The following is a 17,221-nucleotide window of genomic DNA, read 5'->3' as shown; positions in this document are numbered from 1 at the left end:
ACTGCGAGACTTGGACGCGTCGTTGCGGCGGCGATCCGATCACGCCTTGGACCTCCTCTGCGGAGGGCGCTTGGTCGGTGCACTGTCATCATGCGCCTTTTCATTCTGGGGAGATGGAAAGGGGCGGCAACTCGCTTGCCGGGAACTTTGATGATGCTTGCGGACATGGAAGGACTTCCTTGGTCGATTGCAGACAGAAGGTTGGTCCGAGACCAGAACCCCGGAAATCGGGACGCTCTGACTGCGCTGGAGGGCCACTCGAGCGCTTGGAAGGGTTGCCAAGTGAGTTGCTACGCCGTAGCAACGCGGTTCGCGAAACCCACCAGAATACGGCATAAACCGACATAATGGGGTGTTTTCGAGTGTGAGTGGCTGATGGGCAAAAGATGATTAGCGAAGCAAAATCAAAGGCGTGTATTGCTTCTCGGCTTGCCGTTGCACCCATGATGGACTGGACCGACCGGCATTGTCGCTATTTCCACCGGCTGCTCAGCCGGGAGGCGTTGCTCTATACCGAGATGGTGACCGCGCCGGCGCTGGTGCGGGGCGGGGCGCTGCATCTGCTCGACCATGCCCCCGAGGAGAATCCGGTCGCGCTGCAACTGGGCGGCTCCGATCCGGCCGAACTGGCGCAGGCGGCGCGGCTGGGCGCGGCGGCCGGCTATGACGAGATCAACCTCAACTGCGGCTGCCCGTCGGACCGGGTGCAATCGGGCACCTTCGGCGCGGTGTTGATGACCAAGGCGCCGCTGGTGGCCGAGTGTGTCGCCGCGATGCGCGATGCGGTCGAGGTGGAGGTCACGGTGAAATGCCGCATCGGGGTGGACGACCAGGACCCCGAGCAGGTGCTGCCGGAGTTCCTGTCGCGGATCTCCGCCGCGGGCTGCGGGCGGGTCACCATCCATGCGCGCAAGGCGTGGCTGCAGGGGTTGTCGCCCAAGGAGAACCGCGATGTCCCGCCGCTCGATTACAACCTGGTGATGCGGATGAAGGCGATGTTTCCGCATCTTCACATCTCGGTCAACGGCGGCATCGCCTCGCTGGAAGAGGCAAAGGCGTTCCTCGAGGCCGGGCTCGACGGGGTGATGATCGGGCGCGCCGCCTATCACAGCCCCGCCGATATTCTGACGCGGGCCGATCCGGAGATCTTCGGCACCGGCACGGCCACCGATCCGGTGCGGGTGGCGCGGGCCATGCTGCCCTATATCGAAGGTCACCTGGCGGCGGGTGGGCGGCTGCATCAGGTGACGCGGCACATGCTGGGGCTGTTCGCCGGGCGGCCGGGCGCCCGGGCCTGGCGGCGGGTGTTGTCCGAGGGCGCCACGCGCCCCGGTGCCGGCCCCGACCTGGTGGAACAGGCGCTGGAACGGATCACCACCGCGACACCAGGGCAACCCGTTGCGGGATAAGGCGCGCGGGCCGCTGGTCCCCGGTCGGGGAAGGGTGTAAGGCAGCGGCGAACCCGAGACCGAACCCGAGGACCCCCGATGCCCGATACGATGTTGCTGTTGGAAATGCTGGTGATGCTGTTGGTCATCGGTGGGCTTGCCGGGGTTCTGGCCGGCCTTCTGGGGGTCGGCGGCGGGATCGTGCTGGTTCCGTCGTTTTTCTTTGCTTTCCAAACCCTTGGCTATGGTGGCCCGCAGTTGATGCAGATGTGTCTGGCGACCTCGCTGGCCACCATCATCGTGACCTCGGTGCGCTCGGTGCTGAGCCACAACAAGAAGGGCGCGGTCGAGTGGTGGATCCTGCGCGGCTGGGGGCCGGGGATCGCCCTGGGCGCGGTGCTGGGCGTCCTGGTGGCCTCGGCCCTGCGCTCGGACATGCTGCAGGCGCTGTTCGGCGGGCTGGGCATCGTGATCGGGCTCTACCTGGGCCTCGGCAAATCCGAATGGCGCCTGGGAGAAACGATGCCGACGGGCCTGCGGCGCGCGCTGGTGTCGCCCTTTGTCGGCTTTCTCTCGGTGCTGATGGGGATCGGCGGCGGCAGTTTCGGCGTGCCGTTGATGAGCCTGTACAACATCCCGATCCACCGGGCCGTGGCCACGGCTGCGGGCTTTGGCGTGATCATCGCGGTGCCCTCGGTGGCGGGCTTCCTGCTGTTGCCGATCGATGCGGCGCAGCGTCCGCCCCTGACCGTGGGCGCGGTCAACATCCCCGCCTTCCTGGTGGTCATCGCGATGACCCTGACGACGGCGCCGCTGGGGGTCAAACTGGCGCACAAGACCGATCCCAAGCGGCTCAAGCGCATCTTTGCGGTGTTCCTGATCCTGGTGGCGCTGAACATGCTGCGCAAGGCGCTGGGGTGGTAGAGAGGTTCTTCGCGCGCGGCTGGGTCCGGTTCGGCCCGGATTCGCGCGTGCGGGACTGGGCGGCCCATGCAAGGGTCGCGGCACTGGCGGCGGTGCGCGATCCGGCCCATGCCGGGTGGCACGTGTGCGATGGCACCTGGTTCATCGGCGTTGATGCGCTGCCCAACGATTCCCAAGGCCGCATCGGTGGCTCCGCCCCGCTGTCCGGCCCGGCGGTAGACTTCATCGAGACCCATCTCGGCGGGCTGCCGCCACTGCACCCGGCGCAGGTCTCGGTGATCTGGCCGGGCTATCCGCGCCCGAGAGAGGGAGAGGGGGACGCCGCCTTTCGCTATCGCCAGCGGCGCGACGCGGCGCATCTCGACGGGCTCAAGCCGATCGGGCTGGACCGACGCCGCCACATCGACGAGCGGCACGCCTTCATTCTAGGTCTGCCCTTGACCGACACCGGTCCCGGCGCCGCGCCGCTGGTAGTGTGGGAGGGCAGCCACTCGATCCTCCGCGCGGCGCTGGCCGATGCGCTCGAGGATTACGATCCGCAGGATTGGGGCGGGGTGGACCTGACCGAGCCGTACCGGGCCGCCCGCGCCAGCATCTTCGACAGCTGCCGCCGTGTCCCGCTGCCGGCCCGCCCGGGCGAGGCCTATCTGCTGCACCGGCTGGCCCTGCACGGCGTGGCCCCGTGGGAGGAGGGCGCCGAGGCCCCGGAAGAGGGGCGCATGATCGCCTATTTCCGCCCCTTGCTGTCAAACGACACGGCCGACTGGCTGGAGGCGCCTTAGTCCGAGACGTGCGGACCGGGTCAACTCACCCCTTGAGCCGCGCCGCCCGTCCGCCGCGGCGTTTCCTCAGGCGCGGGGCGCGGGCGGGCAGCTCATCCATCACCGCGCGCCGTTCCTCCGGGGCCATCCGTGACCAGCGCGCGATTTCATCCAACGTGCGCAGGCAGCCGGTACAGATCCGCTCCTCGGGGTGCACCACGCAGATCTGCACACAGGGGCTGTCCACTTCGTCTCGCTTCCACACCTGGTCGTTCATGCGCCGCCTTCCGTCCTGATGTGACGCAACCGGTCCAGCGCCCCCTGCAGGATATACGAGGCGGCGACATGGTCGATCAGCTCTGCGCGACGCTTTCGGGACGTATCCGCCTCCAAAAGCGCGCGTTCGGCGGCAACCGTGCTCAACCGCTCGTCCCAGAACCCGATCGGCAGATCGGTCATCCGGGCCAGGTTGCGGGCAAAGGCGCGGGTGGCCTGGCACCGCGGCCCCTCGCTGCCGTCCATGTTGCGTGGCAGGCCCAGCAGGATGCCGCCGACCTCGCGGTTGCGGGCAAGCTGTAACAGCCGCTCGGCATCGGGGGTGAACTTCTTGCGCCGGATCGTCTCGATCGGTGTCGCGGCGGCGCCGATCCGGTCGGAGACCGCGATGCCGATGGTCTTGTCGCCCAGGTCCAGCCCGATCAGTGCCGACATCGGCGGCAGGGCGGCGGCAAAGTCCTCGAAGGGATCACAGATCACTCTGCCACCCCCGCCCGGCGCGCGGCGGCCTCGATCTGTGCCAAGGCCTCGGAGTCCCCGGCAAAGGTCTGTTGCGCCTCTGCGTGGATTGCCTTGGCGCGGTCGGTATCACCCAGCACGCCAAGCGCGCCGATCAGCCGGGCCCATTCCGCCGCGCTGCCGCCGTCGCTGGCCAGCCGGTCCGAGAGACGGTCGACCATGCCGCGGATCATGTCCTGGCGCTCCTCGGCGCTCATGTCGGCGGCGGCGGCCATGTCCTCGGAGTTGGGTCCGGCCAGCATCGGCGCCCCCCCGGTAGCGGGGGGCAGGGCATAATCGACACCGGCGCGCGCCGCCATCTCCTCGATCTGGCCGCGGATCGGCGCGATCCAATAGGCGTCCGGCGGTCCTGCGCGCAGGGTTTCCTCCCAGATGCGAAAGGCGATGTCGGGCCGCCCGGTCTGGGCCATCATCGCGCCCCAGTAATAGCGCGCCGGCCCGTTGCCGCGATCGCGTTCCAGCGCCGAGGCCAGCGCCTGCTCGGCCTGCGGCGAGACATAGCCGCCGGCGGCCATGATCATCAGCTCGCCGTATTCGGCGTAATCCTGCGCTGTGGCCGCGTCGCCCTTGATCTCGATCACCCGTGCCTTGGCGGCATAGGCGGCGGGGAAATCGCCGCTGTTGGCCTCGTGCTGGGCCAGCAGGTCATGCCCGCGCGCGTCATCGGGGCGGCTGGCGACGGTGCTGCGCAGCTTGTCGACCAGAGCCGTGTAGTCCGCATCCAGCTGGCGCGGCGGCATGGGTGGCATCTGCGCCTCGGCGGCCGCCTGGCCCGGGCGGCTCTCGCGCGCCTCCTGCGCCATCTCGATCCGGTAACGCAATCCGAGGTCGCCGTACCCCGGCGCCCCCAGTCCGCGATACAGCAGCACGGAGCCGGCGATCACCATCACCGCCAGGCCCACCGCCGTCACCATGGTGACGGCCTGCGGTGCGCCGCTCCGGTCCTGCGATTTGCGCGCGGCGGCATCGGCGGCCAGGATCCGGCGCGACACCTCGGCGCGGGTCCGCTCGGCGTCGGCCTCTCCGATCACGCCACGGGCAAGGTCGCGGTCGACCTCCTTGAGCTGGTCGCGGTACACCCGCAGGTCATAGGCCGCCGCCGGCCCACCGCCGCCCTGGGTTCGCATCAGCGCCAGGACAAGCAGCGCGGAGGCGGCCAGCGCCATCAGGGTTATGATAATCCAGAACGTCATGAGCACTCCCGTTTCATCCTGATCTATAGGGCACGGACGCACGAAAAAAGGGCAAACTGCCGCAAGGGGCCGACATGTCGCAACTGTTATATCAAACGGCGATTTGCGTCGCGGCCCGACAGCGGCTAGGGGGCATAGAAGGCCGCAGACAAACCGATCGGATTCGCCCATGAAACGATACTCCGCCTTTGCCGTCGCCCGCGAGGCTTTGAGCGATCACACGGGATGGGGTCGCGCCTGGCGCGCGGCCACGCCGAAACGGCGCTATGACGTGGTGATCGTCGGCGCCGGCGGCCACGGGCTCGCCACCGCCTATTACCTCGGCAAGAACTTCGGCATCACCAATGTCGCGGTGCTGGAAAAGGGCTGGCTCGGCGGCGGCAACACCGGCCGCAACACCACCATCATCCGCTCCAACTACCTGCAGGACTCCTCGTCCGCGATCTTCGAAAAGGCCCGCTCGCTCTATGAGGGGCTGAGCCAGGATCTGAACTACAACGTCATGTTCTCGCCGCGCGGGGTGATCATGCTGGCCCAGACCGAGCATGAGGTGCGCGGCTACCAGCGCACCGCGCATGCCAATGCGCTGCAAGGGGTGGCGACCGAATGGATCGGTCCGGCGCGGGTCAAGGAACTGGTGCCGATCATCAACCTAGATGGGCCGCGCTATCCGGTGCTGGGCGGGCTGTGGCAGGCGCGCGGCGGCACCGCGCGCCACGACGCGGTGGCCTGGGGCTATGCCCGGGCCTGTTCGGCCATGGGCATGGACATCATCCAGCAATGCGAGGTTACCGGCGTGCGTCGCGACGGCGGCAAGGTCACCGGCGTCGACACCACCAAGGGCGCGATCGACTGCGACAAGCTGGGTATCGTGGTGGCGGGCCATTCCGGTGCACTGGCCGATATGGCCGGCTTCCGCCTGCCGATCGAAAGCGTGGCGCTGCAGGCGCTGGTCTCCGAGCCGATCAAGCCCTGCATGGACGTGGTGGTGATGGCCAACACGGTGCACGGCTACATGAGCCAGTCCGACAAGGGCGAGATGGTGATCGGTGGCGGCACCGACAGCTTCAACAACTACACCCAGCGCGGCAGCTTCCACCATGTCGAGGAAACCGTGCGCGCGCTGATCGAGACCTTTCCGATGATCTCCCGCCTCAAGATGCTGCGCCAATGGGGCGGCATCGTCGACATGACCGGCGACCGCTCGCCGATCATCTCGCAGACCCCGGTCGAGGGGGTCTTCATCAACTGCGGCTGGGGCACCGGCGGGTTCAAGGCGATCCCCGGCTCCGGCTGGGCCATGGCCGAACTGATGGCCAAGGGGCAGTCGCCGCTGGCCGAGGAGTTCTCGCTCGACCGCTTCACCGAGGGACGTTTCATCGACGAAAGCGTCGCCGCGGGGGTGGCGCATTGATGGCCGCACGTGACCCCGCGCGGGCCGGTGGCCTGCGCTGCACCCGACCCGCCGCTTCCCTTCAGGCCGGGCGCGACCCCCGGACGCCACTTGCCGAAAGGATGACCCGATGCTGATCCTTCACTGCCCCTATTGCGGCGTCGACGCCGAGGAAACCGAGCTGTCCCCGGGCGGCGAGGCGCATCTGAAACGCTTCGGCCCCGGCGCCACGGACGACGAGTTCCGCGATTACCTCTTCGCGCGCGAGAACCCCAAGGGCGTGCATTTCGAACGCTGGCGCCATGCCAACGGCTGCGGCAAGTGGTTCCACGCCGCCCGCTGCACCATGACTCTCGAGGTCTTCGGCACCTATCCCGCCCAGACCACCGAACCGCCGCAAGAAATCCGTGACGCGATCACCGCCAAACGCCCCGGCTGGAAATGGAGAGAGTTCGAATGAGCCTTCTTCTCTTTAAAAATACTCACATCGCGCTTGCTGCCCGCTGCGAAAGGGTCCCCGCATGAGCACTCGCCTCGCCAATCAGGGCCGTCTGATCGACCGTGCCCGCCCCGTCACCTTCAGCTTCAACGGCAAGAGCCTGCGGGGCTTTGCCGGCGACACGCTCGCCTCGGCGCTTCTGGCCAACGACCAGATGCTGGTCGGCCGCTCGTTCAAGTATCACCGCCCGCGCGGCATCGTCGCCAGCGGCGGCGAGGAACCCAACGCGCTGGTCGGTCTCGGGCAGGGGGCGGCGTTCGAGCCGAACCAGCGCGCCACCACCACCGAGCTGTTCGACGGGCTGAGCGCGCAGAGCCAGAACCACTGGCCCAGCCTCGATTTCGACGTGGGCGCGGTGAACAGCGCCTTTGCCCGCTTCCTTCCGGCCGGGTTTTATTACAAGACCTTCATCCACCCCCGGCCGTTCTGGAAACACATCTACGAACCGTTCATCCGGCAGTCGGCGGGTCTCGGCAAGGCCCCGAAAGAGCGCGACGCCGACAGTTACGAGCATTTCTATTTCTTCGCCGACGTGGTGGTGATCGGTGGCGGCGTGGCCGGGCTGGCCGCCGCGAAATCGGCGGCAGAGAGCGGCGCCAAGGTGCTGCTGATCGAACAGACCGCCCATTGGGGCGGCCGCACCCCGGTGGACGGCGGCGAGATCGACGGGCAGGCGCCGGAAGACTGGATCGCCGCCACGCTGGCGACACTGCAAGCCATGCCCAACGTCACCCTGCGCAATCGCTGCATGGGGTCGGGGGTCTATGACCACGGCTATGTGCTGGGATACGAGCGGCTGGGCGATCACGCGCCTGAAACGGACGGCCCGCGCCACCGGCTGTGGCGGATCCGCGCCGCCCAGGTGATCACCGCCACCGGCGCCATCGAGCGCCCGCTGAGCTTCGCCGGCAATGACGTTCCGGGCGTGATGCTGGCCTCGGCGATGCGCGACTACGTGGTCAACTACGGCGTCACGCCGGGCCAGCGGGTGATCGTGGTCACCAACAACGACGACGCCTATCGCACCGCCATCGCGCTGAAACGCGCCGGGGTCGAGGTGCTGCGGGTGCTCGATGCCCGCAACGCCGGCGGTGGCGCGCTGATGGAAGAGGCCCGGGCGGCCGGCATCCGCATCGACTGCGGCCGCGCCGTGGCCAAGGTCTCGGGCGGCAAGCGGGTGACCAAGGTCGGGATCTGCGCGCAGGAGGGGCAGGGCGCCGCACTGGAAGAGGTCGCCTGCGACGCGGTCGCCATGTCCGGCGGCTGGTCGCCCGTGGTGCACCTGTGGTCCCATTGCGGCGGCAAGCTCACCTGGGACGAGACGCAGGCGATGTTCCGCCCCGACACCACCCGCGCGCCCACCGGCGCCGACGGGGAACCCTTTGTCGCCGCCGCCGGTGCCGCCAATGGCGAGCTGGCGCTTGCCGCCACCCTCACCGACGCGGACGCGGTCGGGAAATCCGCTGCGAAATCAGCCGGTTTCAAGCCGAAGCGAACCAAGGCCCCGCAGGGTGACGCCACCGACGAGGCGCCGCTTGTCCCGGTCTGGATGATGCCGCGCGCCGCCAAGGTGGAGCTGCGGATGAAAGCCTGGCTTGATTACCAGAACGACGTGAAGGTCTCCGACGTGCAACTGGCCGCGCGCGAAGGTTACGAGAGCGTCGAACACACCAAGCGCTACACCACGCTGGGCATGGCGACAGACCAGGGAAAACTCAGCAACATCAATGGTCTTGCGACCCTTTCTGATGCGTTGGGTGCAGAAATTCCCTCGGTCGGGACCACCACCTTCCGCCCGCCCTACACGCCGATCTCCTTCGGGGCCATCGCCGGCGAGGCGCGCGGCGAGGTGTTCCAGCCGCTGCGCCGCACGCCGATCCACGACTGGCACGAAGCCCACGGCGCCGAGTGGGAGCCGGTCGGCCACTGGCGCCGCCCCTATGCCTATCCGCAGTCCGGTGAGACCCCCCATGACGCGGTGATGCGCGAGGTGAACAACACCCGGCAAGCCGTTGGAATACTGGACGCTTCCACGCTGGGCAAGATCATCGTCAAGGGGCCGGACGCGGGCCGCTTCCTTGACATGCTCTACACCAACATGATGAGCACGCTGAAACCGGGCAAATGCCGCTATGGGCTGATGTGCAGCGAGAACGGCTTTCTGATCGACGACGGTGTCGTCGCCCGGATCGACGAGGACACCTTCCTGTGCCACACCACCACCGGCGGCGCCGAGCATATCCATGCCCACATGGAGGAATGGCTGCAGACCGAATGGTGGGACTGGCAGGTTTACACCGCCAACGTGACCGAGCAGTTCGCCCAGATCGCCGTGGTCGGTCCCAAGGCCCGCGCGCTGCTGGAAAGCCTCGGCGGCATGGATGTCTCGAAAGAAGCGCTGCCGTTCATGGCCTGGGCCGAGGGCAGGCTGGCTGGCATCCCGGTGCGCATCTACCGCATCTCCTTCTCGGGCGAGCTGTCCTATGAAATCGCCGTAAAGGCCGGTCAGGGCCGCGCGCTCTGGGACAAGATCGTTCAGGCGGGCGCGGCATTCGGCGTGATGCCCTATGGCACCGAGGCGCTGCACATCATGCGCGCCGAAAAGGGCTTCATCATGATCGGCGACGAGACCGACGGCACGGTGATCCCGCAGGACCTGGGGCTGAACTGGGCGATCTCGAAGAAGAAAGAGGATTACCTCGGCAAGCGGGCGCAGGCGCGCAGCCACATGACCGATCCGACCCGCTGGAAGCTGGTCGGGCTGGAAACCGAGGATGGCAGCGTGCTGCCCGATGGCGCCTATGCGGTGGCCGAGGGGGTGAATGCCAATGGCCAGCGCAACACGCAAGGTAGGGTCACCTCGACCTATCATTCGCCGACGCTGGGGCGTGGCATCGCCATGGGGTTGGTGCTGCACGGGCCAGACCGCATGGGCGAGGTGCTGGAGTTCCCCGGCACCGACGGCAAGATCCACAAGGCCAAGATCGTCGATCCGGTCTTTTACGACAAGGACGGGGAGAAGCAGAATGTCTGAGCCCATCAACGCAGCCGTCAGCGCGCTGAACGGCGCCCGCCACGACGGCTTGGCCCGCATCGAGGAGGCCGGGCTTCAGGGCATGATCACCCTGCGCGGCGACCTGGCCTCGAAACCGGTCAAATCCGCCGTCACCGCCGCCACCGGGGCCAAGGTCCCGGGGCAACGCGGCGTGGCACGGGGCAAGACCGGCACCGCGCTCTGGATGTCGCCGGATGAGATCATGCTGCTGTGCCCCTATGCCGAGGTCGATGCCACGCTCGACAAGGTGACCACCGCTCTGGGCACCGCGCATGCGCTGGCCGTCGATGTCTCGGACGCCCGCGCGATGCTCACCATCTCCGGCCCCGCCGCGCGCGAGGTCCTGGCCAAGCTCTGCCCGGTCGACCTTGCGCCGGGGGCTTTCGGGCCGGGCATGGTGCGCCGCACCCGCATGGCGCAGGTGCCCGCCGCGATCTGGATGGAGGACGACCAGAGCTTGCGCGTCATCTGCTTCCGCTCGGTGGCGCGCTATGCCTTCGACCTGCTCAAGGTTGCGGCGCAGCCGGGATCGGAGGTCGGGGTCTACTGACCCTCACCCGGTGAACAGGAATGTGCGGAACCGCGTCAGCGCATCGGGCGCGGTCAACGCTTCGGCCGTGACCACCGCGCCGGTCTCGTCGTGGCAGGTGGCGTAGAACGACAGCGTTTCCGCCAGCGCCGCCATCTGCGCCGCGCGCTTGGCCTCGGCGAGGTAGGGCGCGTGGGTGGACAGGTACAGCGCCGGGCGCTGCGCCTCCAGCCAGGGCCGCAGGGCAGCGAGCAGGCCGAACTCCGCCCCCTCCACGTCGATCTTGACCAGCGAGACCCGCGACAGGTCCGCATCCGCCGCAAAGCTGTCCCAATCCAGCGTCACCACGTCGCTGCCGTCGGCGGCCTCGGCATTCAGCAGGCTGGTCATGCTGTCGCCGGCCTCGCCGCCGAAACTGGCCATCCGCGCCACCCCGGTGCGCGTCGACAGCGCCACCGGCAGCGCGCTGATATTGCGCAACCCGTTCAGCTCGATGTTCCAGGCCAGGTGCCGGAAGGCGGTGGCGTCGGGCTCGAACGCCCAGACATGGCGCGCCTTTTTCGCCGCATACAGGACGGTCGGCCCGATCCATGCCCCGATGTCGAGGTAATCCGCATCCGCCGCCAGATGCGCGTCGAGCACGGCATAGGTCTCCGGCTCCCATCGGCCGGCCCCGACGCGACGCCAGAACTTGCTGTGATAGGGATCAAGGCGGAACGGCACCCCGCCCAGCTGTCCCTCATAGAAACCGCGTACCCGGTAAATCGCCTTTCGCAACCGTGTCAGCATGGCGGCGTGCCCCCTTTGTCGGGCCCCTGTCGGGGGCCGGTTTTCCGCCTTGGCCCTTGACCCCGCCGCGGCTGGGCCGCATGTAAACCGGGGAAACGCAACTTAATCAGCAGGGGGCCCGAGATGGCTTTTGAATTACCCGATCTTCCTTATGCACATGACGCGCTGGCATCCAAGGGCATGTCGGCGGAAACGCTGGAATATCACCACGACCTGCACCACAAGGCCTATGTCGACAACGGCAACAAGCTGATCGCTGGCACCGAGTGGGAAGGCAAGTCGCTGGAAGAGATCGTCAAGGGCACCTACCAGGCCGGCGCGGTCGCCCAGAACGGCATCTTCAACAACGCGTCGCAGCACTGGAACCACGCCCAGTTCTGGGAAATGATGGGCCCGGGCGGCATCGCCATGCCGGGCGAGCTGGAAAAAGCGCTGGTCGAATCTTTCGGCTCGGTCGACGAGTTCAAGTCGCAGTTCGCCGCCGCCGGTGCCGGTCAGTTCGGCTCGGGCTGGGCTTGGCTGGTGCAGAACGCCGACGGCTCGCTCGCCGTGACCAAGACCGAGAACGGCGTCAACCCGCTGTGCTTCGACCAGACCGCGCTGCTGGGCTGCGATGTGTGGGAACACTCCTATTACATCGACTTCCGCAACAAGCGTCCGGCCTATCTGACCAACTTCCTCGACAACCTGGTCAACTGGGAAAACGTTGCCTCGCGCCTGAAGTAAGGCCGCCCCTGGCACGATGAGAGACCCGCGCCCGGCCGTTTGGCCGGGCGTTTTTCTTTTCTCTTCCTCTGATCTGAAATACCCATACCCCAGACCGGGCGCCGCGCCGATGACACGAGCGGCGGCGCACAGGAGGGCAGGCGACATGACCGAGACGCGAAAGGGCATGATGGCGATGATCGGCGCCTGCGTGATCTGGGGCCTGTCGCCGCTTTATTACAAGATGCTCGCCCATATCCCGCCGCTCGAGGTACTGGCACATCGCACCCTGTGGTCCTTCGCGCTGTTCACCACCATCCTCGCGCTGCGCGGTCGTCTGGGCGAAATGCGTCGCGCGCTGACCGGCTGGCGCCGGGTGGGGCTTTTCGCGCTGGCCTCGGCGATGATCTCGACCAACTGGTTCTTCTACATCATGTCGATCCAGATCGGCCACACCACCGAGGCCTCGCTGGGCTATTACATCTTTCCGCTGGTGGCGGTGCTGATCGGCCGCTTCGGCTTTGGCGAGCATCTGGCGCCGGCGCAATGGTTGTCCGTCGGCCTGGCGGCACTGGCGGTCGGGGTGCTGACCTGGGGGCTGGGGGTGGCGCCCTGGATCTCGTTGCTCCTGGCCGTGACCTTCGGCCTTTACGGCGCGGTCAAGAAACAGCTGCCGGTGGGGCCGATGGTCTCGGTCACCATCGAGATCCTGTTCTTCCTGCCGATCGGCCTGACCATGCTGGCGATCCGGCACGGCAGCGGGCAGGGCGCCTTCGGGCATGACGGGTGGGACAGCGCGCTGCTGATCCTCTCCGGCCCGCTTACCGCAACGCCGCTGTTGCTTTTCAGCGCGGCGGCGCGGCGGGTGCCGATGGCCACGGTCGGGCTGCTGCAATACCTGAACCCGACGCTGCAATTCATCTGCGCCGTGGTGATCTTCGGCGAGGCCTTCACCCTGTGGCACCGGATCGCCTTCGGGTTGATCTGGGCGGCGCTGGCGCTGTTCTCGGTCTCGGCCCTGCGTCAGGACAGGGCGTCGCGCAGGGTGGCCATGGCGGCCACCGGTGTGTCGGCCCAGGTCAGGAACCCGCCAAGCGAGGCATCGGCAAAGCCCTGATCGACCACGTGGTCGACCAGCGCCCGCAGCGGATCCCAATAGCTCTGGACGTTCAGCATCACCAGCGGCTTGTCGTGCAGCCCCAACTGGCGCCAGGTCAGTGCCTCGAACAGCTCGTCCAACGATCCCGCCCCACCGGGCAGCACCACCACCGCGTCGGCGTTCATGAACATCACCTTTTTGCGTTCGTGCATGGTCTCGGTCACCACGTAGCGGGTCAGGTCGGTCTTTCCGACCTCCCAGGCGACCAGGTGTGCCGGGATCACGCCAAAGGTTTCGCCGCCTTCTGCCTGTGCTGCGCGGGCGACCTCGCCCATCAGCCCGACGTCGCCGGCGCCATAGACCAGCCGCCAGCCCTCATTGGCCAGTGCCCGGCCCAGATCTTGCGCGGCTGCCGCATACTCGGGCAGGGCGCCCGCGCGTGAGCCACAATAGACACATACGGATTTTGCAGGCATCAGGGCCTCTCTCATGCTCTTGTCAAGGGGGTGAGTTACGTGTTTTGACCCCTGATAGCCGGATTGATACTCTGGCTCAACTGCGCGACCCCCGCGGGATCGCGGATGGGGGAACAAAAACATGGCATCTGCATCGGGAAGTGGCGGAATCGGCGCCTGGCTTTGGGGTTTGCTGGCGGGCGCCGCCGTGGCCGTCATCGCCGGGGCGCTCTACCTCGCGGGGGTCTTCGGCCCCGCGCCGCAGCCGACCCCCGTGGTCGAGACGCCCGCGGCCCAAACACCGACGCCGGCCCCGGCAGAGGAGGCGGCAACCGAGGCCGCGTCCCCCGAGCCTGCCACGTCGGAGCAAAGCGCCGAGACACCGTCCGCGCCGCAGACCAAGCCGCAGCCCGCAGACCAGGCCGCAGCCGAGGACCGCGAAGCGATCCCGCAGGACGATGCGGCCGGGACTGCGCCGCAACAGGCCACGCCGGAGGGCACCGCAAGCGCCACCGCGCAGCCTGATCCCGCCGCGCCGCCGCTGGCCGCGCCGAGCTTCGACCTGGTGCGTGTGGAACCCGACGGGACCGCCGTGATCGCCGGTCGCGCCGCCCCGGCCAGCACCGTGACCGTGCTGCTGGATGAAGCCGAGCTCGACAGCTTCACCGTTGCCGGCAACGGCGAATTCGTCAGCTTTCTGAACCTGCCGCCCAGCACGGCCCCCCGGGTGATGATGCTGCGCGCGGCGCTGGACAGGCAAAGCGTGCTGTCCGAGGACCAGATCATCCTCGCCCCGACCGAGGCCACGCCGGCCCCGGATCCGCAGCCGGAACAGGCTTTGGCCGAAGGCTCGGCAACGGCACCCGAGCCAATGACGCAGACCGCGCTGACGGCCACGGCAGTGCAAGCCGCCACTGGGCCAGCGGACACGACCGTGGCGCAGGGCAGCCCCGACAGCGCCGCCGCTGCCGAAACCGCCCCCGCCCAATCCGCGTCCGCCGAAACGGTCGAAACCGCCGCTTCACCGCAACCGGCCCCGGTGACAGGGGACACCGCGCTTGCCCCGGCGCAGCCGTCGACGCCCGAGACCGAGCCGGCGCAGGGCACCACCTCTGTTGCCTCCGAACTCGCGCCCGAGGCCGCCCCGGCGCCCGTCGCACCCGTCGCCGTCTTGCGCGCCGGCGCCGGCGGGGTCGAACTGATCCAGCCCGCCACCGCGCCCGAACCCGCGGTGATGGACGAGGTCGCGCTCGATACCATTGGTTACACCGAAACCGGCGACGTGCTGATCTCGGGGCGGGCCGGCGTTCTGTCGGTGGTGCGGGTCTATCTCGACAACCGCGCGGTGACCGATCTTTCCGCTGGCGAGGATGGCCGCTGGAAAGGCCAGCTCGACGGGGTGGAGCCCGGGGTCTATATCCTGCGGCTCGACGAGGTGGACGCCGAGGGCCAGGTGGTCAGTCGGCTGGAAACGCCCTTCAAGCGCGAGGCACCCGAAGCCCTGCGCGCCCCGGCCACGGGCGACGGCGATCCCGGCGCGGCCCCGTTGGTGCGTGCGGTGACAGTGCAGAAGGGCGATACGCTCTGGGCGATCTCGCGCGCCCGTTACGGCGAGGGGGTGCTCTACGTTCGGGTGTTCGAGGCCAACCGCGACCGCATCCGCGATCCCGACCTGATCTATCCCGGCCAGGTCTTCGCCATCCCTGAATAGGACGGCCCGCGCGGCCGTCCCGTCGCCTTCTGTCGCGCCGCGATCCTCTGGTCATTTCCGGTGCCGCGTCCTATGTCGGGCGCAACGAAGGAGTGCCGATGACCCATCCCGCAGATCCCGTCGCCGAGGCCGAGCGCCGCTCGGGCTGGCGCACCATCCGTAAGGTGGCCCCGTATCTCTGGCCGGCCGAGCAGCCCTGGGTGAAACGCCGGGTGGTGTTCGCCATGGCGATGCTGGTGCTGTCCAAGCTGATCGCCGTCTATACGCCGGTGCTCTACAAGGGCGCTGTCGATGCGCTGGCCAAGGAAGGGGTGCCGATGCTGGCCCTTGGTGCGGTCGGGCTGACCGTGGCCTATGGCATGGCGCGGATGATGACGGTCGGGCTGCAGCAGTTGCGCGATGCCTTCTTTGCCCCGGTGGCGCAGCGGGCGCTGCGGCGGCTGGCGCTGGAGACCTTCCAGCACATCCACCGGCTGTCGATGCGCTATCACATCTCGCGCAAGACCGGCGGCCTGTCCCGCATCATCGAACGCGGGGTCAAGGGGGTCGAGTTCCTGCTGCGCTTCATGCTGTTCAGCGTGGGGCCGCTGATCCTCGAATTGTCACTGGTCGCCATCATCCTGACCGTGCTGTTCGACGCCTGGTACCTGCTGATCGTGGCGGTGACGATCGGGCTTTATGTCTGGTTCACCTTCAAGGTCACCGAGTGGCGGGTGCAACTGCGTCGCGAGATGAACGACTCCGACACCGACGCCAATCAAAAGGCGATCGACAGCCTGCTGAACTATGAGACGGTCAAGTATTTCGGCGCCGAGGAACGCGAGGCCGCCCGTTATGACGGGGCCATGCGCGGATATGAACGCGCCGCGCTCAAGACCGCCTATTCGCTGGCCTTCCTGAACTTCGGCCAATCCTTCCTGATCACGCTGGGGCTGATCGGGGTGATGGTGCTGGCCGCGCTCGGGGTGCAGAACGGCACGCTCACGGTGGGCGATTTCGTCATGGTCAACGCCTACATGATCCAGATCACCATTCCGCTGAACTTCCTTGGCACCGTCTACCGCGAGATCCGCCAGTCGCTGGTCGACATGGGCGAGATGTTCGACCTGCTGGAACAGCCGCAAGAGGTCTCGGACAAGCCCGGCGCGCAGCCGCTCAAGGTCGAGGGCGGCCGGATCGAGCTGGACGACGTTCGTTTCGGCTATGACCCTAACCGCGAGATCCTCAAGGGCGTCAGCCTCGAGGTGCCGGCGGGCCAGACCGTCGCCATCGTCGGAGCCACCGGCTCGGGCAAATCGACCATCGGGCGGCTGTTGTTCCGGTTCTACGACGTCACCGGCGGCGCGCTGAAGATCGACGGGCAGGATGTGCGTGACGTGACCCAGACCAGCCTGCATGACGCCATCGGCGTGGTGCCGCAGGACACCGTGCTGTTCAACGATACCATCCGCTACAACATCGCCTATGGCCGCGACGGCGCCACCCAGGACGAGATCGAGCAGGCCGCCCGCGACGCCCAGATCCACGACTTCATCACCACCCTGCCGGACGGGTACGAGACCAAGGTTGGCGAACGGGGGCTCAAGCTGTCGGGCGGCGAGAAACAGCGCGTCGGCATCGCCCGCACGCTGCTCAAGAACCCGCCGATCCTGCTGCTGGACGAGGCCACCAGCGCCCTCGACACTCAGACCGAGCAGGAGATCAAGGGCGCGCTCGCCCGAGCCGGCGAGGGGCGCACGGTGATCACCATCGCCCACCGCCTCTCGACCATCGCCGAGGCCGACCGCATCGTGGTGCTGGACAATGGCGAGATCGTCGAACAGGGCGCCCACGACGACCTGCTGGCCCGGCAGGGCCGCTATGCCACCCTGTGGCAGCGCCAGCAGACCAACTCCGACGCCGCCTGACCCGGCGGGTCACCCGGT

The 17,221-nt window shown here is 67.8% G+C and carries 16 protein-coding genes; 11 read left to right on the top strand and 5 right to left on the bottom strand.

Annotated features, from left to right (window positions below):
* Window positions 1-386 precede the first annotated feature (386 nt).
* The 3 genes from dusA (at window position 387) to ABWV23_RS12205 (ending at window position 3,094) form a co-directional block, all read left to right on the top strand.
* Window positions 387-1,409, top strand: a complete 1,023-nt coding sequence (gene dusA / locus ABWV23_RS12215; RefSeq protein ID WP_353348075.1) for a tRNA dihydrouridine(20/20a) synthase DusA — start codon at window positions 387-389, stop codon at window positions 1,407-1,409.
* Window positions 1,410-1,487: 78 nt separating this feature from the next.
* Window positions 1,488-2,312, top strand: a complete 825-nt coding sequence (locus ABWV23_RS12210) for a sulfite exporter TauE/SafE family protein (protein ID WP_353348073.1) — start codon at window positions 1,488-1,490, stop codon at window positions 2,310-2,312.
* On the top strand, window positions 2,306-3,094 hold the full coding sequence (locus ABWV23_RS12205) for a hypothetical protein (RefSeq protein ID WP_353348071.1): 789 nt from the start codon (window positions 2,306-2,308) through the stop codon (window positions 3,092-3,094). Before ABWV23_RS12210 ends, ABWV23_RS12205 begins: the two co-directional genes overlap by 7 nt.
* A 25-nt stretch (window positions 3,095-3,119) precedes the next feature.
* Here ABWV23_RS12205 and ABWV23_RS12200 read toward each other — a convergent pair whose 3' ends face one another.
* From ABWV23_RS12200 to ccmI, 3 genes are read right to left on the bottom strand one after another with little or no spacing between them, the layout of a single operon-like run.
* Window positions 3,120-3,350 (bottom strand): DUF1289 domain-containing protein, encoded by a 231-nt coding sequence (locus tag ABWV23_RS12200; protein ID WP_353348069.1) that lies wholly within the window; start codon window positions 3,348-3,350, stop codon window positions 3,120-3,122.
* Window positions 3,347-3,829, bottom strand: a complete 483-nt coding sequence (gene ruvX / locus ABWV23_RS12195; RefSeq protein WP_353348067.1) for a Holliday junction resolvase RuvX — start codon at window positions 3,827-3,829, stop codon at window positions 3,347-3,349. The genes ABWV23_RS12200 and ruvX overlap by 4 nt, the downstream gene beginning before the upstream one ends.
* Window positions 3,826-5,061, bottom strand: a complete 1,236-nt coding sequence (gene ccmI, locus ABWV23_RS12190) for a c-type cytochrome biogenesis protein CcmI (RefSeq protein WP_353348065.1) — start codon at window positions 5,059-5,061, stop codon at window positions 3,826-3,828. The genes ruvX and ccmI overlap by 4 nt, the downstream gene beginning before the upstream one ends.
* Window positions 5,062-5,230: 169 nt before the next feature.
* Here ccmI and ABWV23_RS12185 point away from each other — a divergent pair, with 169 nt between their 5' ends.
* From ABWV23_RS12185 to ABWV23_RS12170, 4 genes are all read left to right on the top strand, one after another.
* The gene (locus ABWV23_RS12185; RefSeq protein ID WP_353348063.1) at window positions 5,231-6,475 is read left to right on the top strand and encodes a sarcosine oxidase subunit beta family protein; all 1,245 of its coding nucleotides are present in this window, start codon (window positions 5,231-5,233) and stop codon (window positions 6,473-6,475) included.
* 109 nt (window positions 6,476-6,584) lie between these two features.
* On the top strand, window positions 6,585-6,914 hold the full coding sequence (locus ABWV23_RS12180; RefSeq protein WP_353348061.1) for a sarcosine oxidase subunit delta: 330 nt from the start codon (window positions 6,585-6,587) through the stop codon (window positions 6,912-6,914).
* Between the two features lie 61 nt (window positions 6,915-6,975).
* Window positions 6,976-9,987 (top strand): sarcosine oxidase subunit alpha family protein, encoded by a 3,012-nt coding sequence (locus tag ABWV23_RS12175; RefSeq protein WP_353348059.1) that lies wholly within the window; start codon window positions 6,976-6,978, stop codon window positions 9,985-9,987.
* Entirely contained in the window at window positions 9,980-10,558 is a 579-nt protein-coding gene (locus ABWV23_RS12170) for a sarcosine oxidase subunit gamma (RefSeq protein ID WP_353348057.1), read from the top strand. Before ABWV23_RS12175 ends, ABWV23_RS12170 begins: the two co-directional genes overlap by 8 nt.
* 3 nt (window positions 10,559-10,561) lie before the next feature.
* Here ABWV23_RS12170 and ABWV23_RS12165 read toward each other — a convergent pair whose 3' ends face one another.
* Entirely contained in the window at window positions 10,562-11,326 is a 765-nt protein-coding gene (locus ABWV23_RS12165) for an FkbM family methyltransferase (RefSeq protein WP_353348055.1), read from the bottom strand.
* A gap of 123 nt (window positions 11,327-11,449) precedes the next feature.
* Here ABWV23_RS12165 and ABWV23_RS12160 point away from each other — a divergent pair, with 123 nt between their 5' ends.
* Both ABWV23_RS12160 and rarD read left to right on the top strand, forming a co-directional pair.
* Window positions 11,450-12,052 (top strand): superoxide dismutase, encoded by a 603-nt coding sequence (locus ABWV23_RS12160; RefSeq protein ID WP_353348053.1) that lies wholly within the window; start codon window positions 11,450-11,452, stop codon window positions 12,050-12,052.
* A 145-nt stretch (window positions 12,053-12,197) separates the two neighbouring features.
* The gene (gene rarD, locus ABWV23_RS12155; protein ID WP_353348051.1) at window positions 12,198-13,148 is read left to right on the top strand and encodes an EamA family transporter RarD; all 951 of its coding nucleotides are present in this window, start codon (window positions 12,198-12,200) and stop codon (window positions 13,146-13,148) included.
* Here the strand turns inward: rarD and ABWV23_RS12150 are convergent.
* Window positions 13,055-13,606, bottom strand: coding sequence for an LOG family protein (locus tag ABWV23_RS12150; RefSeq protein WP_353348107.1), 552 nt, complete (start codon window positions 13,604-13,606; stop codon window positions 13,055-13,057). The two genes, rarD and ABWV23_RS12150, sit on opposite strands and share 94 nt — an antisense overlap.
* A 121-nt stretch (window positions 13,607-13,727) precedes the next feature.
* Here ABWV23_RS12150 and ABWV23_RS12145 point away from each other — a divergent pair, with 121 nt between their 5' ends.
* The gene (locus ABWV23_RS12145; protein ID WP_353348049.1) at window positions 13,728-15,296 is read left to right on the top strand and encodes a LysM peptidoglycan-binding domain-containing protein; all 1,569 of its coding nucleotides are present in this window, start codon (window positions 13,728-13,730) and stop codon (window positions 15,294-15,296) included.
* Window positions 15,297-15,394: 98 nt separating this feature from the next.
* Window positions 15,395-17,203 (top strand): ABCB family ABC transporter ATP-binding protein/permease, encoded by a 1,809-nt coding sequence (locus tag ABWV23_RS12140; RefSeq protein ID WP_353348047.1) that lies wholly within the window; start codon window positions 15,395-15,397, stop codon window positions 17,201-17,203.
* Window positions 17,204-17,221 lie beyond the last annotated feature (18 nt).

The organism is Aquicoccus sp. SU-CL01552 (assembly GCF_040365005.1).
Lineage (GTDB): Bacteria > Pseudomonadota > Alphaproteobacteria > Rhodobacterales > Rhodobacteraceae > Antarcticimicrobium.
This window is presented reverse-complemented; position numbering and strand designations above follow the sequence as displayed.

What these genes read in the sequence shown, in the direction of transcription:
- ABWV23_RS12200 (WP_353348069.1), bottom strand. Translation starts at nt 3,350, where the DNA reads ATGAACGACCAGGTGTGGAAGCGAGACGAAGTGGACAGCCCCTGTGTG.
- ABWV23_RS12145 (WP_353348049.1), top strand. Translation starts at nt 13,728, where the DNA reads ATGGCATCTGCATCGGGAAGTGGCGGAATCGGCGCCTGGCTTTGGGGT.
- ABWV23_RS12160 (WP_353348053.1), top strand. Translation starts at nt 11,450, where the DNA reads ATGGCTTTTGAATTACCCGATCTTCCTTATGCACATGACGCGCTGGCA.
- ABWV23_RS12175 (WP_353348059.1), top strand. Translation starts at nt 6,976, where the DNA reads ATGAGCACTCGCCTCGCCAATCAGGGCCGTCTGATCGACCGTGCCCGC.
- ABWV23_RS12185 (WP_353348063.1), top strand. Translation starts at nt 5,231, where the DNA reads ATGAAACGATACTCCGCCTTTGCCGTCGCCCGCGAGGCTTTGAGCGAT.
- ABWV23_RS12210 (WP_353348073.1), top strand. Translation starts at nt 1,488, where the DNA reads ATGCCCGATACGATGTTGCTGTTGGAAATGCTGGTGATGCTGTTGGTC.
- ABWV23_RS12140 (WP_353348047.1), top strand. Translation starts at nt 15,395, where the DNA reads ATGACCCATCCCGCAGATCCCGTCGCCGAGGCCGAGCGCCGCTCGGGC.
- ABWV23_RS12165 (WP_353348055.1), bottom strand. Translation starts at nt 11,326, where the DNA reads ATGCTGACACGGTTGCGAAAGGCGATTTACCGGGTACGCGGTTTCTAT.
- ABWV23_RS12180 (WP_353348061.1), top strand. Translation starts at nt 6,585, where the DNA reads ATGCTGATCCTTCACTGCCCCTATTGCGGCGTCGACGCCGAGGAAACC.
- dusA (WP_353348075.1), top strand. Translation starts at nt 387, where the DNA reads ATGATTAGCGAAGCAAAATCAAAGGCGTGTATTGCTTCTCGGCTTGCC.
- ccmI (WP_353348065.1), bottom strand. Translation starts at nt 5,061, where the DNA reads ATGACGTTCTGGATTATCATAACCCTGATGGCGCTGGCCGCCTCCGCG.
- ABWV23_RS12170 (WP_353348057.1), top strand. Translation starts at nt 9,980, where the DNA reads ATGTCTGAGCCCATCAACGCAGCCGTCAGCGCGCTGAACGGCGCCCGC.
- ABWV23_RS12150 (WP_353348107.1), bottom strand. Translation starts at nt 13,606, where the DNA reads ATGCCTGCAAAATCCGTATGTGTCTATTGTGGCTCACGCGCGGGCGCC.
- rarD (WP_353348051.1), top strand. Translation starts at nt 12,198, where the DNA reads ATGACCGAGACGCGAAAGGGCATGATGGCGATGATCGGCGCCTGCGTG.